At 67.8% G+C, this 15601-nt stretch carries 12 protein-coding genes; 8 read left to right on the top strand and 4 right to left on the bottom strand.

What is annotated here, in order from left to right; all coding sequences use genetic code 11:
• Window positions 1-314 precede the first annotated feature (314 nt).
• Entirely contained in the window at window positions 315-1370 is a 1056-nt protein-coding gene (locus ACSLUQ_RS09465; protein WP_461808364.1) for a LysR family transcriptional regulator, read from the bottom strand.
• A 139-nt stretch (window positions 1371-1509) separates the two neighbouring features.
• Here ACSLUQ_RS09465 and ACSLUQ_RS09460 point away from each other — a divergent pair, with 139 nt between their 5' ends.
• From ACSLUQ_RS09460 to ACSLUQ_RS09425, 8 genes are all read left to right on the top strand, one after another.
• On the top strand, window positions 1510-1968 hold the full coding sequence (locus tag ACSLUQ_RS09460) for a (2Fe-2S)-binding protein (protein WP_417773895.1): 459 nt from the start codon (window positions 1510-1512) through the stop codon (window positions 1966-1968).
• Window positions 1969-1972: 4 nt separating this feature from the next.
• A complete protein-coding gene (locus ACSLUQ_RS09455) occupies window positions 1973-4198 on the top strand; it encodes a xanthine dehydrogenase family protein molybdopterin-binding subunit (protein WP_461808363.1) in 2226 nt (741 codons plus the stop codon).
• 185 nt (window positions 4199-4383) lie between these two features.
• Window positions 4384-5529: an iron-containing alcohol dehydrogenase gene (locus ACSLUQ_RS09450; RefSeq protein WP_461808362.1), complete on the top strand. Its 1146-nt coding sequence runs from the start codon at window positions 4384-4386 to the stop codon at window positions 5527-5529.
• Entirely contained in the window at window positions 5522-6604 is a 1083-nt protein-coding gene (locus ACSLUQ_RS09445) for a LysR substrate-binding domain-containing protein (RefSeq protein WP_461808361.1), read from the top strand. The genes ACSLUQ_RS09450 and ACSLUQ_RS09445 overlap by 8 nt, the downstream gene beginning before the upstream one ends.
• A 91-nt stretch (window positions 6605-6695) precedes the next feature.
• Window positions 6696-7955: a sarcosine oxidase subunit beta family protein gene (locus ACSLUQ_RS09440; RefSeq protein ID WP_461808360.1), complete on the top strand. Its 1260-nt coding sequence runs from the start codon at window positions 6696-6698 to the stop codon at window positions 7953-7955.
• A 13-nt stretch (window positions 7956-7968) separates the two neighbouring features.
• A complete protein-coding gene (locus tag ACSLUQ_RS09435; RefSeq protein ID WP_417773890.1) occupies window positions 7969-8259 on the top strand; it encodes a sarcosine oxidase subunit delta in 291 nt (96 codons plus the stop codon).
• Window positions 8256-11240: a sarcosine oxidase subunit alpha family protein gene (locus tag ACSLUQ_RS09430; RefSeq protein WP_461808359.1), complete on the top strand. Its 2985-nt coding sequence runs from the start codon at window positions 8256-8258 to the stop codon at window positions 11238-11240. The genes ACSLUQ_RS09435 and ACSLUQ_RS09430 overlap by 4 nt, the downstream gene beginning before the upstream one ends.
• Window positions 11233-11925, top strand: coding sequence for a sarcosine oxidase subunit gamma (locus tag ACSLUQ_RS09425; RefSeq protein WP_461808358.1), 693 nt, complete (start codon window positions 11233-11235; stop codon window positions 11923-11925). Before ACSLUQ_RS09430 ends, ACSLUQ_RS09425 begins: the two co-directional genes overlap by 8 nt.
• Window positions 11926-12083: 158 nt before the next feature.
• On the opposite strand, the gene ACSLUQ_RS09420 is transcribed toward ACSLUQ_RS09425, so the two are convergent.
• The 3 genes from ACSLUQ_RS09420 to ACSLUQ_RS09410 all read right to left on the bottom strand — a co-directional run bounded on the left by ACSLUQ_RS09420 (window position 12084) and on the right by ACSLUQ_RS09410 (window position 15513).
• The gene (locus ACSLUQ_RS09420) at window positions 12084-12938 is read right to left on the bottom strand and encodes an ABC transporter permease (RefSeq protein WP_461808357.1); all 855 of its coding nucleotides are present in this window, start codon (window positions 12936-12938) and stop codon (window positions 12084-12086) included.
• Window positions 12939-12955: 17 nt separating this feature from the next.
• Window positions 12956-14227 carry an ABC transporter permease gene (locus ACSLUQ_RS09415; protein ID WP_417773886.1) on the bottom strand — a complete coding sequence of 424 codons (1272 nt, stop codon included), beginning with the start codon at window positions 14225-14227 and terminating at the stop codon, window positions 12956-12958.
• 185 nt (window positions 14228-14412) lie between these two features.
• Window positions 14413-15513: an extracellular solute-binding protein gene (locus ACSLUQ_RS09410; protein WP_461808356.1), complete on the bottom strand. Its 1101-nt coding sequence runs from the start codon at window positions 15511-15513 to the stop codon at window positions 14413-14415.
• Window positions 15514-15601: the final 88 nt, after the last annotated feature.

Genomic DNA, 15601 nt, shown 5'->3' with positions numbered 1-15601 from the left:
GGGCCCCGGCAGGAGGAGCCAGGGCCCGGCCCGCTTTTCAGACCGGTCCGGTTTGGCAGGCCCGACCGGATTGGCAGGAATAACCAGAGGGGAGGGGGAGTGCGGCCAAGCCGCGCTCCCTTATCTTTTTGCAACACCGGCGGCCGATGCTGGCGACAAGGGCGCGAAGCAGCCCGCCCACCCTGTCGGTCGAGCCTCGCCGTTGCTCGAGGCTTGATATCAGTAGATCCGGACGCGTGCCGTGATCGGGTCCCCGCGATAGCGCACAGTGCCGATGAACTCGCCCGTTTCGGTCAGTGTCCGGGGCGTGCAGCCTATTCGGCCGGCAACTGCTCGGCTGCAACGTCCGCGCCCGTCTCCATTGCCTCGTTCGTTGCAATCACGTCTGCCGGAGCAGCGAAACGGGCGAAGGTGGCTTCCCTGCTTCGTGTGCCGCACATGGCATGCAGGTGATCGTCGCCAAGCGCCGTCACCTGTCGCGCCACCTCGGCGACGGTCTCGCGCAGCCATTGATGCGCCGGGTCGGCGTCGTCGCGACCGTGCCAGATCAGCGCGACGGTGAAATCGGGAAGCTCCACCGGCGGCTCGAAGATCTCGAGCCCCAGAAGCTCTGCCTTGGCGAGCGCGATACGCGCCGGCAGGCAGGCAACGAGGTCCACCTGTGCCGCCGCATAGGGGGCGAAGATGAACTGCGGCAGGGTCAGCAGGACGCGCCGGCGCAGGCCCTTCGCCGCCAGCGCCCGGTCGACGACGCCGCCCGCGCCGCCGCGCGGGGCGACAACCACATGCTCGGCCGCCAGAAACTGGTCGAGCGTCGGCCCCTGCGGCCCGAAGCGCCCGCGCCGGGCAACGCCCACCAGACGGTCGGTGTAGAGCGTGCGCGAGCGATGTCGCGCCTCCAGGTCGTTGCCGACGCCGACGGCCAGGTCGATCTCGCCGTCGTCGAGCATCGGCGTCATGCCCGAGGGGCGCGTTCCCATGATGTGCATGTCGAGCCGGGGGGCGTCGCGTCGCAGCCGCTCGATCAGGTCGACCAGAAGCACCGCCATGGAATTGTCGGTCATGGCGATGCGTACGATCCGGTCGATCTGCTCGGGAGCGAAGTCGAGCGCCGGCGCCAGCGCCTGCTCTATCCGCCTGAGCGCGTCGTTGAGAAGGGGCGCCAGCGTCTGGGCACGCGCCGTCGGCTCCATGCCGCGCCCCGAGCGCACGAAGAGTTCGTCGTCGAAAAGCGCGCGCAGCCGGGCGAGCGCGTTGGACATGGCCGGCTGGGTCAGCCCGACCCGCCGCGCCGCGCGCGTCACGTTGCGCTCGCTGATCAGGGCGTCGAAAGCGACGAGGAGATTGAGATCGACCGAAGAGATATTCATGGCATCAATGTTTCCGGATATCCAAAATCAATTGGACCTTGGGTGAAGCGTGCCCCACCTAGAAGTACGTTGCAAACGCTCAAGGTCCGCGCCTCCTGTAAAAGGCAACCGCGGACCGATTGGGTTTCAGGAGGGACATATGGTCCAGTTGACCGTCAATGGCGAGAACCGCTCGCTCGATATAGATCCCGAAACGCCGCTTCTGTGGGTTCTCAGGGACGAGTTGCAGATGACCGGCACCAAGTTCGGCTGCGGCATCGCCGCTTGCGGGGCCTGCACCGTGCACATGGACGGCATGCCGATCCGCTCCTGCCAGACGCAGGTGGGTGACGTCGAAGGCACATCGATCACCACCATCGAGGGCGTCTCCGGCAAGGCGGCCGAGGCCGTCCAGTCGGCCTGGCGCGAGCTCGACGTGCCGCAGTGCGGCTACTGCCAGTCCGGCCAGATCCTCGCGGCCACCGCGCTTCTTCAGGACACGCCGAAACCGAGCGACGAGGACATCGACGCGGCGATGAGCGGCAATGTCTGTCGCTGCGCCACCTATCCCCGCATCCGCGCCGCGATCCACCGCGCGGCAGAGACGATGGAGGGCTGAGCCGATGTTCAAGATGATCGATCATATGTCCGAAAGCGCGCCGCGTCCCTCGCGCCGCTCCTTCCTTCAGATGTCGGCGATTGCCGCCGGCGGCCTCGTCATCGGCCTCGGCGCGCCGGCACGCGTGGCCGTCGCCGGGGCCTCGGGCGAAGCTGCCGCCGGCGACATGTTCACGCCGTTCGTGCGCATCTCGCCGGACGGTCTCGTCACGGTGCTGAACAAGCATCTCGACATGGGACAGGGCAATGCCACCGGGCTTGCCACGCTTGTCGCCGACGAGCTGGACGCGCGCCATGACCAGATGCGGGCCGAGTTCGCGCCCGCCGAGGTGGACAAGTACAAGAACCTCGCCTTCGGCATGCAGGGCACCGGCGGCTCCACCGCGATCGCCAACTCCTTCATGCAGTACCGCGAGGCGGGCGCCACGGCGCGGGCCATGCTCGTTGCCGCCGCAGCAGCGGAATGGGGCGTTCCCGCCTCCGAAATCGTGGTGAGGGAGGGCACGCTCTCCCACGCTTCCGGCAAGTCGGCCGGCTTCGGCGATCTGGCGGAGAAGGCGGCGGCGATGCCGGTGCCGGAGACGGTCGCGGTGAAAACCCCGGACCGCTGGGTCTTCATCGGCAAGTCCTTCCCGCGCCTCGACGTTCCCAACAAGACCGTCGGCGCTCCGCGTACCTATGGCATGGATGTCCAGCGCGAGAACATGCTGGTCGCCGTGCTCGAGCGGCCCCATGCGTTCGGCGCCAGGGTCAAGTCGGTCGATGCCGCCGAGGCGCGCAAGGTTCCCGGCGTTGTCGATGTCATCGAGGTGCCCGACCACGGCGTTGCGGTGCTGGCGACCTCGACCTGGCCGGCGATCAAGGCGCGCGGCCTGCTCGAAATCGAGTGGGACGAGACGGGCGCCGAGACGCGCTCAAGCGACACGCTCTTTGACGCGTATCGCAAGCTCGCCGCTTCCGACGGCCCCGTCTTCCGCGACGATGGCGATGTCGCCGCGATACTGGCCGCCGGCGACGTGGTGGAGGAGACCTTCGAGTTCCCCTATCTCGCCCACGGCATGATGGAGCCGATGGTGTTGACCATCCATGTCGACGGCGACAAGGCGGACCTCTGGTATCCCTCCCAGTTCCAGACGGTGGATCAGGGCACGGCGGCCAAGGTGCTGGGCCTGAAGCCTGAGAACGTCGCCATCCATACGCTTTATGCGGGCGGCTCCTTCGGCCGGCGCACCTCGCCGGATGCGCGCCACATCGTCGAGCTGGCGACCATCGCCAGGATCTGGGGCAAGTCCCAGCCGATCAAGCTGGTCTACACCCGCGAGGACGACACCCGCGCCGGCTACTACCGGCCGATGGGCGTGCACAGGGTTCGCGCCAGCCTCGACGGCGACGGCAATATCGCCGGCTGGCACCACCGCATCGTCCAGCAGTCGCTCATGGCAGGCACCTTCATGGAGGCCTTTGCCGTCAAGGACGGCATTGACGTCACCTCGATCGAGGGCGTCGAGGACTTCAGCTACAAGACGGCGAACTTCAAGGGGGAGCTGCATTCGCCGAAGGTCGGCGTGCCGGTGCTGTGGTGGCGCTCGGTCGGCCACACCCAGACCGCCTATGTGGTGGAAGGGATGATCGACCGGCTCGCCCATGCGGCCAAGGCCGATCCGGTGGAGTTCCGCCGTCGGCACCTCTCCGCGCCCACGGGCAACGAGGAGCATGACGCGATCAACCGTCGCAAGCTTGCCGTGCTCGACAAGGTGGCGGACATGGCCGGCTGGTCCGGATCGAAGGCGGGCGACCGCTTCCGCGGGGTCGCCGTCCACAAATCCTTCGGCACCTATGTCGCGGAGATCGCGGAACTGTCGAAGGCGGAAGACGGCACCTTCAAGGTGGAGAAGGTCTGGTGTGCGGTCGACTGCGGTGTCGCGGTCAACCCGGACAACGTCAAGGCGCAGATGGAGGGCGGCATCGGCTACGGCCTTGGCGCGATCCTCTACGACGAGATCACGCTCACCGACGGCCATGTCGACCAGCAGAACTTCGACACCTACCTGCCGATCCGCATGGACGCCATGCCGGCGGTCGAGGTCGAGGTCATCGCCTCCGCCGAAGCGCCGACGGGGGCGGGAGAGCCCGGCACGCCGCCGGTCGGCCCGGCGGTCGCCAACGCCATTCTCGCCGCCAACGGCGTGTTGCCGGTGGTGCTGCCGCTGACCAAGGCGGGCCTGGTCTGATCGTCAGGGCCCGAGCCCGCCTGGCGACTGCGCAACCGGTTCCGCATCCCGCGGGGCCGGTTGCGCTTCGTCGCGGCGGGCGGGGCGCGGCCCATTTTATGTGATCGGCCGATTTCCTTTTTGCATTTCCCTCCGCCGCATCCCTGTCGGATCCTCCAGGCTTCGCGCTTTGGCGGGGAGGGGAGATGCCGACTTTCACCATGAACCGGGTTCCGCGCATCGTCTGCGGCCCGCGCACGAGCGCGGGTCTCGGCGCGCTCGTCTCGGGGCTCGCCGGGGAGGGGGCCTGCGTGCTTCTCGTCGCCGACGCCGGCCTCGGCCCGCTCGGCCTGACGCCGCGCATCGCCGGCATCATGAAGGAGGCGGGCCACCGGGTCGTCACCTACGACCGGATCATGAGCGATCCCAAGGAGGAACGGGTCGAGGAGGCGATGGCGCTCGCCCGCGACCGCGAGGCCGGTGTCGTCGTGGCGCTGGGCGGCGGCTCGGCGCTCGATGCCGGCAAGCTTGCCGCCGCCGCGCTTGGTGCGCCGGATGCGCTTTCCAGCTACCGGCTCGCCGCCCGGCCGCTGCCGTTGTCGCGCCTGCCGCTGGTCTGCGTGCCCACCACCGCCGGCACGGGCTCGGAGACGACCGCCGTCTCCATCGTCTCCGACGCGCTGGGCGTCAAATACTGGTACTGGGGCGAGGCGCTGAAGCCCGATGTCGCCCTGCTCGACGCCGAGCTCACCACCGGGCTTCCCGCGCCGCTCACCGCCGCCTGTGGGCTCGACGCCATCGTCCATGCCATGGAGGCGGCGACGAACCGGGCCGCCTTCGCGGAAAACAGCGCCACCTGCTGCTCGGCGATCGCCCTTGCCGTTGCCCATCTGGAGAAGGCGGTGGCCGAGCCGGACGATCTCGCCGCGCGCGGAGCGCTGCTGCTTGCCGCTGCGCGCGCCGGCACCGGCATCGACAATTGCGGCACCGGCATTGCCCATATGATCGCCCATGCGCTGGCGAGCCTGCTGCCGATCCATCACGGGCGGGCGGTGGCGCTTGGCATGGCCGCCTCTCTGGCCTGGTCGATGGAGGGGCAGGAGGCGGCCTACAAGGACGTCGCCCAGGCCTTCGGCTGCGCCCACTATGGCGAACTGCCGATGGCGTTTTCCGGTCTGGTGCGCCGGCTCGGCATCTCGCTGCATCTTCCCGCCGACATCAACCGCCTGTCGCCGGAGCGTCTCGCCGCGCAGATGGCGCGGCCCGAGAACGCCCCGATGCGCCTTGCCAGCCTGCGTGCGGTGACGGACGAGGACCTGCTCCTCATCGCCGAACGGGTACTGAATGCCTGATGCCGGGTTCGGCGATGCGGTTCCGCCGGGGTGCAACTGGCGCTTTGCTTCCGCCGAAAGCCGGCGTAGCCTCAAGGCTCGAAACCTGAGCCAGCCGCCACGCACCGGACGCCCGATGACGAGCCAGCCTGCCCCTATCGACCGTCGACGCCTGCCGCTCAACTCCTTGCGCGCCTTCGAGGCGGCGGCGCGGCAGATGAGCTTCACCCGCGCCGCCGAGGGGCTTGGCGTCACCCAGTCCGCCATCAGCCGCCACATTCTCAACCTGGAGGAACTCATCGGCGCGCGCGTGTTCGAGCGCCGCGGTTCGGCGCTCGCGCTGACAAGGGCCGGGCAGGACCTGCTGCTCGCCGTGATACCGGCCCTCGACGGCCTCCAGACCGGGCTCAACGCGGTGTGCGGCATCGACCGGGGCGGCACGTTGCGCCTTGCCCTGCCGCCGTCCTTCGCCTGCCGCATGGCCGCCCCCATCATCGAGACCTGCCGCGCCGAGGGCGGCGTCGCCATCGAGATCGACACGCCTTACGTCCTCGACAGTCTCGACCACACGGCGCATGACGCGGCGGTGGTGTTTTCCCGTCCCCGGGTCACCGACCAGGTCATGGACCTGCTGTGGATGGAGGAGCTGACGCTGCTGTGCCGGCCCGATGCCGCCGCCCGGGTGGCGGGTGCGGGCCTTGCCGAGGCGCTGCGCGTCGAAACGGTCCTGCATGTGCGCAACGAGGGTGGCCGCCACACCGCCTGGGCGGAGTTCCTGCGCGCCGCCGGCGTGTCTCGGCCGCTGCCGCAGGGCATTGTCTTTGACACCGCCCATATGGCGCTGGACTTCGCCGCCCGCGAGGGCGGTCTCGTCGTTGCCGACAAGCGCCTTGCCGCGCGCGATCTCACCGACGGTCGCCTCGCCGCGCCCTTCGACCTCTCGACTCCGTCCGGCTTCGGCTATTTCATGCTGTTCCGGCCGGACGATCTCCAGCGCGAGGCGGTGCGGATCTTCCGCCGTCGGCTGCTTACCGAGTTCGCCGTCGCCGAGCCGGCGCGCACCGGCTGGAACGAACGCACGGAAGGCGCGGCTTGAGCCGAGCGGAACGGGAGGGGCGCGGCGGCAGGCGCAACTTCGAACCAACTGAAACAGGGGGCCCGACGCGGGACCCGGGGGAGCTTTGACGTTGCAGAGATATTCCGCCTTGTCGCTGGTGCGCCACGCGCTTTCCGGCCATCGAAACTGGCAGCCCGCCTGGCGCAAGCCCAAGCCGAAACCCGCCTATGACGTGATCATCGTCGGTGGCGGCGGCCATGGCCTGTCCACCGCCTACTATCTTGCGAAGGAGCACGGCATCGCCAATGTCGCGGTGCTGGAGAAGGGCTGGCTCGGCTCCGGCAACATCGGCCGCAACACGACCATCGTGCGCTCCAACTACATGCTGCCGCAGAACAACCGCTTCTACGAGTGGTCGATGAAGCTGTGGGAGGGCCTGTCGCAGGACCTCAACTACAACGTCATGTTCTCCCAGCGCGGCGTGCTCAATCTCGCCCACACCCCGTCGCAGATCGACGACTATGCCCGGCGCGGCAACTCCATGCGTCTGCAGGGCATCGACGCGGAGCTTCTGTCGCGCGAGGAGGTCGCCGCCCGTGTGCCCGGCCTCGATGTGTCGCCCAACGCCCGCTTTCCCGTACTCGGCGGCCTCCTGCAGCCGCGCGCCGGCACCGCGCGACACGATGCGGTCGCCTGGGGCTATGCCCGCGCCGCCGACGCGCGCGGCGTCGACATCATCGAGAACTGCGAGGTCACCGGCTTCATCGAGGAGGGCGGGCGCATCGTTGGCGTCACCACCTCGCGCGGCGAGATCCGCGCCGGCAAGGTCGCCGTCGCCGTTGCCGGGAGCACGTCGGAGGTCATGCGCAAGGCCGGCGTCTCGCATCTGCCGATCGAGAGCCATGTGCTCCAGGCCTTCGTCACCGAGCCGGTGAAGCCGATCCTCGACAGCGTCGTCACCTTCGGCGCCGGCCACCTCTACATGTCCCAGTCCGACAAGGGCGGCTTGGTCTTCGGCGGTGACATCGACAAGTACAATTCCTATGCCCAGCGCGGAAACCTGCCGGTGGTGGAACACGTCATGGCCGAGGCGGTGGCCATGCTGCCCTTCGTCTCGCGCCTGCGCCTGCTGCGGAGCTGGGGCGGCATCATGGACATGAGCATGGACGGCAGCCCGATCATCGCGACCGGCCCGCGCGACGGGCTCTACCTCAACTGCGGCTGGTGCTATGGCGGCTTCAAGGCGACGCCCGCCTCCGGCTGGTGCTTCGCCTGGACCATCGCGAAGGACGCGCCGCACGAGCTCAACGCCGCCTTCACCCTCGACCGGTTCCGCCGGGGCGCCTCGATTGACGAGCGCGGCGCCGGCCCGGTTCCGAAGATGCACTGAAAGGACGCCCGCCATGCGTATTGATTGTCCCTGTTGCGGGCTGCGCGACGTCGCCGAATTCTCCTACGGCGGCGACGGAACGCTTACCCGTCCCGATCTCTCCGTGACCGAGGCCGAGCCCTTCGCCGCCTATGTCTACGACCGCGAGAACCCGCGCGGCCCGCACACGGAGCTCTGGCACCACATATCCGGTTGTCGCCACTGGCTGCGCGTTGTCCGCGACACGGCCACTCACGAGATCCTGTCCGTCGAGCCCGCCGGTCGCGCCGCGCTCTTCGCCGCCGAACTGGAGAGGCGCGCATGAGCGGCTTTCGTCTGAAAAAGGGCGGCAGTCATGTCGACCGCACGCGCCCGCTCGCCTTCCGCTTCGACGGCAACCGGCTTGAGGGCTATGCCGGCGATACGCTCGCCTCGGCGTTGCTGGCGACAGGGCGCAAGCTCGTCGGCCGCTCGTTCAAGTACCATCGGCCGCGCGGCGTCATGAGCGCCGGCCCGGAGGAGGCCAACGCGCTGGTCGAGCTGCGCTCGGGCGCGCGCCAGGAGCCCAACACCCGCGCAACGATGGCCGAGCTCTTCGACGGACTGGAGGCGAAAAGCCAGAATCGCTGGCCGAGCCTCGCCTTCGACGCCATGGCGATCAACAACAAGCTGGCGCCGCTCTTCGCCGCGGGCTTCTACTACAAGACCTTCATGGAGGCCGGGCAGACCGGCTGGCACATCGCCGAGCGCGTCATTCGCCGGGCCGCCGGGCTTGGACATGGCACCCACTTCCCCGATCCCGACCGCTACGAGAAGCGCAACGCCTTTTGCGACGTGCTCGTGGTTGGCGGCGGTCCGGCCGGCCTGATGGCGGCAAAGGCGGCGGCGGCAAGCGGGCTGAGCGTCATGCTCGCCGACGAGAACGCTTGTCTCGGCGGACGGGTCCATGAAGACGGGGCGAGGCTCGACGGGCTGTCCGCCTCCGCCTGGGTCGAGCTGACGCTGGGCGAACTTGCCACGGCCGGCGTGCGCCTGCTGCCGCGCACCACCGTCCACGGCTATTACGACGGCAACGTGCTGGCCGCCGTCGAGCGGGTCTCGGACCACCTGCGCGAGCCGCCGGTGTTTCAGCCGCGCCAGCGCCACTGGGTGATCCATGCCCGCCGCGTCGTGCTGGCAACCGGGGCGATCGAGCGTCCGCTGGTGTTTTCCGGCAATGACAAGCCGGGCGTCATGCTGGCCTCGTCCGGGCTTGCCTATGCCAGGCGCTACGGGGTTTCCGTCGGTCGCTCGGTGATCCTCTTTTCCAATAACGACGGCGGTGTGCGCACCGCGCTCGCTCTCGCGGAGCTTGGTGTTCCGGTCAAGGCCGTGGTCGATTGCCGGCGCGGTGTCGGCGGCGATCTCGCCGAGGAGCTCGGCGAACGCGGCATCCGGCTCGAGACCGGGGCGGTGGTCGTCGGCACGCGCGGCCACACGGTGCTGGCCGGCGTCGACATTCGCGGCTTCGACCCGGTGAGCGGCACGCTCGGCGTCAACGCCATGCGGCCGGCCTGCGACACGCTGCTCGTCGCCGGCGGATGGACACCGAGCGTGCATCTCGCCAGCCAGGCGGGCAGCCCGCCCGTCTTCGACACGGCGCTTCAGTCCTTTCTGCCCGGAACCCCGCGTGAGGCCTGGACCGCCTGCGGTGCCTGCGCCGGGCAACTGGATCTTGCGGCGGCGCTGGAAAGCGGGGCCCGGGCCGGGCAGGTCACGGCCCGGGCCTGCGGCGCTGCGGTTTCCTCCGCGCCGGTGCTTCCCGTGCTTGAGGGCGCGGCGGGCGCCGAACTGCCGTTCCCGCTCTTCGAGGTGCCCGCCGTCGGCCGGCAGAAGCGCTTCGTCGATCTGCAGCACGATGTGACTGCCGACGATGTGGCGCTTGCCGACCGCGAGGGCTTTTCCTCCGTCGAGCACGTCAAGCGCTACACCACGCTCGGCATGGCGGCCGATCAGGGAAAGACGTCCAACGTCAACGCCATCGCCCTGCTGGCGAAGGCGCGGGGTCTGTCGATGGCGGATGTCGGCACCACCCGCTTTCGGCCGCCCTACACCCCGGTCGCCATCGGCGCCATCGCCGCGCGTGAGGCCGGCGCCCACCTGCAGCCGCTGCGGCTGACGCCGATACACGATTGGCATGTGGAGCACGGGGCGCAGATGATGGCTGCCGGTCTGTGGATGCGGCCGCGTGCCTACATCGCCCCGGGCGAAACGCTCGAGGATGCCTATGTCCGCGAGGCGCGCGCGGTGCGCGCCGGCGTCGGCCTCGTTGATGTCTCGACCTTGGGCAAGATCGACGTCCAGGGGCCGGACGCGGCTGTCTTCCTCGACCGACTGTATGCCAACGGCTTCGCCAGGCTTCCCGTCGGCAAGGCCCGTTACGGGGTGATGCTGCGCGAGGATGGCATCATGTTTGACGATGGCACCGCCTGGCGGCTGGACGAGACCCGCTTCCTGGTGACCACGACGACCGCCAACGCCGGCGCCGTGCTTGCCCATATGGAGCACTATCTGGACGTCGTCTGGCCGGAGCTGCGCGTTCACGTCACCTCGGTGACCGACCGGTTCGCGGCTCTTGCCATTGCCGGCCCGTCCTCACGCGCGGTGCTGCAGCGGGCGCTCTCCAAGGGCGATGTCTCGCCCGATGCCTGTCCCCACATGGGGCTGACGCGCGGGCGCATCGCCGGCGTGGACGTGCGCATCGCCCGGCTCTCCTTCTCTGGCGAGCTTGCCTATGAGGTCTATTGCGACTGGACGGACGGGCTTGCGGTCTGGGAAGCGCTGCTGGAGGCCGGCGCGCCGGAACGAATCGTTCCCTACGGGCTGGAGGCGCTCGGCACGCTGAGGATCGAGAAGGGCCATATCACCGGAGCCGAGATGGACGGGCGAACGACGCTTTCCGATGTCGGTCTCGGCAAGATGGCCTCTCGTCGCAAACCCTACGTCGGCTCCGCCATGCTGGCGCGCCCTGGGCTCTCGGACCCCGAGCGCGAGGTGCTTGTCGGCCTTGTCGCGGTGGAGGGAGACAAGATCCGGGCGGGCAGCCACTTGACCAGCCCGGGAGAAGGGGCGAGTCTCGGGCACGTGACCGCCACGACCTTCTCGCCTGTTATGGGCACGCAGATCGCGTTGGCCCTTCTTTCCGGTGGAAACAGCCGCACGGGCGATGAACTCGACGCCGTCTATCCCCTCAAGGGGATCTCGGTTCGGGTGCGGGTGGTTCATCCCTGTTTCCACGACCCCGAGGGGAGCAGAATGCATGTCTGACGCCACCTTCGACAGCAACACCGTAGCCGCGGCTGGCAATGTGACCGGCGATCCCGCCCCGCCGCTTCCAGATGCCGGCCAGCCGGCAGGCCAGGACGAGGTCCACGGCGGGCCGCTGGTGGCTGGCGAGACCGGTGGCGCCAGTGGCCTGCGCCTTGGCCTGGCGCCGCTGGAGACCGGTGCGATTGTCGAGATCGGCGCATGGCCGAACCGGCTTGAGGACGTATGCACCCGCCTCGGCGCGCTTGCCGGCACCGACCTGCCGGGGCGCCCCGGCAGGTTCGCCGAGGGCGAGGCCGCGCTCTTCTGCTGGGTTGCCTTCGGCCGCTTCCTGTGGCTCTCGTCGGATGCCGGCGATGTCGCCCGGCTGGACGAGGCTTTCGGGACCGACGAGGCGTCGGTCGTCGACCTGTCCAGTGCCCGTCACGCGGTTCGCGTTTCGGGTGAGGACGCCATCGCGGTTCTCAACAAGGCGGTCGCCATCGATTTCTCGATGGCCTCCTTCCCGCCGGGATCGCTGGCGCAGTCCGTCATCCACCAGATGCCGGTCGTTCTCCTGCGCCGCAGCAAGGAGGCGTTCGACCTTCTCTGCCCGGCGAGCTTCGAGGCAAGCTTCCTGGAATGGTTGCGCGATGCCGCGCTGGAATTCGGCTATCGGGTCGGCGAGCCCGAGCGGATCGTCTGACGGATCCGGCGGGGCGGGGATAACCCCGTTCCGCCGGGCTTTCGGGACTGCGGAAAAAGACGAGGCCGGTTGCGGACAATCTCCGCAACCGGCCTCTCAGTTTTTCGAAATCCTGTCGCGCGTTTCGCACGAAATGCACGATCTTGCGCAAGATCGGCTCAGCCTGGCGTCAGTCCGCGCAGCCGCTCGGAACGCCGCCGCAGCAGCTCCAGCACCGTCAGCAGTGCGATCGAGATCGCCACCATCAGCGAGGCGACGGCCAGGATCGTTGGCGAGATTTGCTCGCGCAGTCCCGTAAACATCTGCCAGGGCAGGGTTTTCTGACCGGCCGAGCCCAGGAACAGAACCACCACCACTTCGTCGAACGAGGTGATGAAGGCGAAGAGCGCGCCCGAGACGACGCCGGGAATGATCAGCGGCATCTGCACCTTGAAGAAGGTGGTCACCGGGTTGGCGCCAAGGCTCGCCGCCGCCCGGGTCAGACTTCGGTCGAAGCCGACGAGCGTCGCCGTCACCGTGATGATGACGAAGGGCGTGCCGAGGGCGGCGTGGGCAAGCACCACGCCGATGTAGGTTCCCTGCAGTCCGATGCGCGAATAGAAGAAATACATGCCCGCCGCCGAGATGATCAGCGGCACGATCATCGGCGAGATCAGCACCGCCATGATCGCCGAGCGGAAGGGCACATGACTCTGCGACAGGCCGATGGCCGCCAGCGTGCCGAGGCCGGTCGCCAGCAGCGTCGCCACCGGCGCGATCGACAGCGAGTTCCACATCGCCTGCTGCCAGTCCGGGTTGGTGAAGAAGTCTTCGTAGTGCTTCAGCGAGTAACCCGCCGGATCAAGCGCCAGCATCGCCTTGGTGAAGGTGAAGAAGTTCTCCGCGTTGAACGATAGCGGCACGATCACCATGATCGGGAAGATCAGGAAAAAGAAGATCAGGCCGCAGATAAAACGGAAACTGTAGTACCAGGCGCGTTGGCCGGTAGAGGCATAGGCAGGAAGAGAGGACATTTTCTTCTTGGGCCTCCTCAGCCGAGCTTGACGTTATCGATGCCGACGATCTTGTCGTAGACATAGAAGAGCAGCATCACCGCGGCGAGCAGGATCACGCCCAGCGCCGCCGCCAGACCCCAGTTGAGCGAACTGGAAATGTGGTAGGCAATGCGGTTCGAGATGAAGATGCCGCTGGTTCCGCCCACCAGTTCCGGCGTGATGTAGTAGCCGATCGACAGGATGAAGACGAGGATCGCGCCGGCGCCGATGCCAGGCACGGTCTGCGGGAAATATACCCGCCAGAAAGCGGTCCAGTCGGTGGCCCCCAGGCTCTTGGCCGCGCGAACGTAGGTGGGCGAGATCGTCTTCATCACCGAGTAGAGCGGCAGGATCATGAAGGGCAGCAGGATGTGCGTCATCGCGATGATCGTGCCGGTCTGGTTGTTGATCATCACCAGCCGGTTGGCGTCGCTGATCAATCCGATCCAGACAAGGAAGTCGTTGATCACGCCCTGCTGCTGAAGCAGCACCTTCCAGGCCGACGTGCGGACCAGCAGCGATGTCCAGAATGGCAGAAGAACGAGGATCATCAACAGGTTGGCCGAGCGCGCGGGCAGCGACGATAGCAGGTAGGCGACCGGATAGCCGAGCAGCAGGCACGACAGCATGATGGACAGCGACAGGAACAGCGTGCGGGCGAAGAGGAAGAGGTAGATCCGCTCACTCTCGGGCTTCAGCTCGATGCCGTCGGCCGTCATCTGCATGTCGGCGGCGTTGAGGAAGTAGCCCGGCGTGATCCGCGGCGAGTAGCGCTTCAGCAGCGACCAGGTGGCGACATCGCCCCAGTCCTTGTCGATGTCGATGAACTGCTCCGCATAGGGCTTGTCCGCGTCCATGCGCTCGACGCGGCGGCCCGTCTTGCGGAACAGGCTCGACATGCCGGAGGCTTCGTAGTTGAGGCGCGAGCCAAGCCGTGTATGGGTCTTTTCCTCGGTGGCGACCAGGAGGTCGTCACGCATGGCCTGGAAAACCGGTTCGCCGGGAATCTTGCCGGAGGCCGGATCCCAGGACGCGAGCGCCTTCACCGTCTTCGGCAAGGTGTCGGCGACGATGCCGTTTTCCACCGAGCGGAACAGCATGTCCGCGATCGGTGCGGCGAAGCTGACGAGAATGAACAGGAGCAACGGCGCGATCAGCATCAGCGAGCGCAGCTTCTCCCGCCTGAGCGCCTTGGCGAGGCTCACCTTGAGCGGGATCCCGTCGCGGGTCGTAAGCACCTGTGGTTCGGCCGATGTGTCGCTTGCCATTCCTGCCGTCTCTGCCTGCCGTCTTGGATCATGTGACCCCGTTTCCCGGGGCCGGGAGCGTGCGTGCCGGCCGGACGGAGGGGCCGGCGGCGGCGCGCGGGCAAGGTCGTGTGAGACCCTCGTCCGCGCGCGGATCAAGAGCGGCGGGCCCCCGTGAGGGCACCCGCCGTCCTGTTGTCAGCCGATCAGCTGGCGAGCCAGGCCTGGAACTTGGCGTCCAGGTCGTCGCGATAGTCCGCCCACCACTCGTAGTTGTAGAGGAAGGTGTTGGTCGCGTTGGCCGGGTCGGTCGGCATGTGCGGCGCCATCTCGATGCCGAGCTCGGCGTGCTTGCCGACGAGCGGGGCCGACGACTTGCGGGCCGGACCGTAGGAGATGTACTTCGCCTGATCGGCAAGGCGCTGTGTGTCGGTCGCGAACTTCAGGAAGTCCATGACCATCTGCTTGCGGTCGTCCGGCAGGCCGGCGGGAACGATCCAGCCGTCAAGGTCGAACACCTGGGCGTCCCAGAGCATCTTGACCGGCTGCTTCTGCTCCTCGATCACCGAGAACAGGCGGCCGTTGTAGGTGGAGCCCATCACGACCTCGCCATCGGCGAGAAGCTGGGGCGTCTCGGCGCCAGCCGACCACCACACGACCTGATCCTTGATCGTGCCGAGCTTGGCGAGCGCGCGGCTCACGCCGTCTTCGGTCTCCAGCACATCATAGACGTCTTCCTTGGCGACGCCGTCGCACAGGAGGGCCCATTCCATGTTGTTGATCGGACGCTTCTCGAGCGAGCGCTTGCCGGGGAAGTTCTCGAGATCGAAGACGTCGCAGATGCTGGTCGGCTCCTTGCCGTTCCAGGCGGCGACGTCGGAGCGGTAGCCGAAGGTCGTCGAGTAGACGATCTGCGGAATGAAGCAGTCGGAAACGAGCAGGTCGCCGAAGTCTTCGCTGGCCGGCGTGCCGTCGGGCGCATTGGCCAGAACCTTGTCCGGATCGATCTCCATGGCGAGACCTTCATCGCACAGGCGGATGGCATCGGAGGCCACCACGTCGACGAGATCCCAGGTGACGTTGCCCGCCTCGTTCATGGCGCGCAGCTTGGCGACCGCCTCGTTGGAGGACTCGTCCCAGATGAAGTTGATGTCGGGGTGCGCCTTGGCGTAGGGCTCGACATAGGCCTTCAGCTGCGAGTTCTGGTAGGCGCCGCCCCAGGAGACGACGGTGAAGTCTTTGGCGCTGGCGCCGGCCGTCAGGAGCACGGTGGCAACGCCCGCGAAAAGGGCTTTCTTGAAGATCATGGAGTTTTTCTCCTCGCTTTCAGAGTGTTCGCCCGGGTCCACCCGGGAACAGGGCGGCGGTCGCACAAGGGACCGCCGCAAGCTTGCG

The organism is Stappia sp. ICDLI1TA098 (assembly GCF_054880955.1).
Note: the sequence above shows the minus strand (reverse complement) of the source record. Positions and strands in the feature narration are given on the sequence as shown.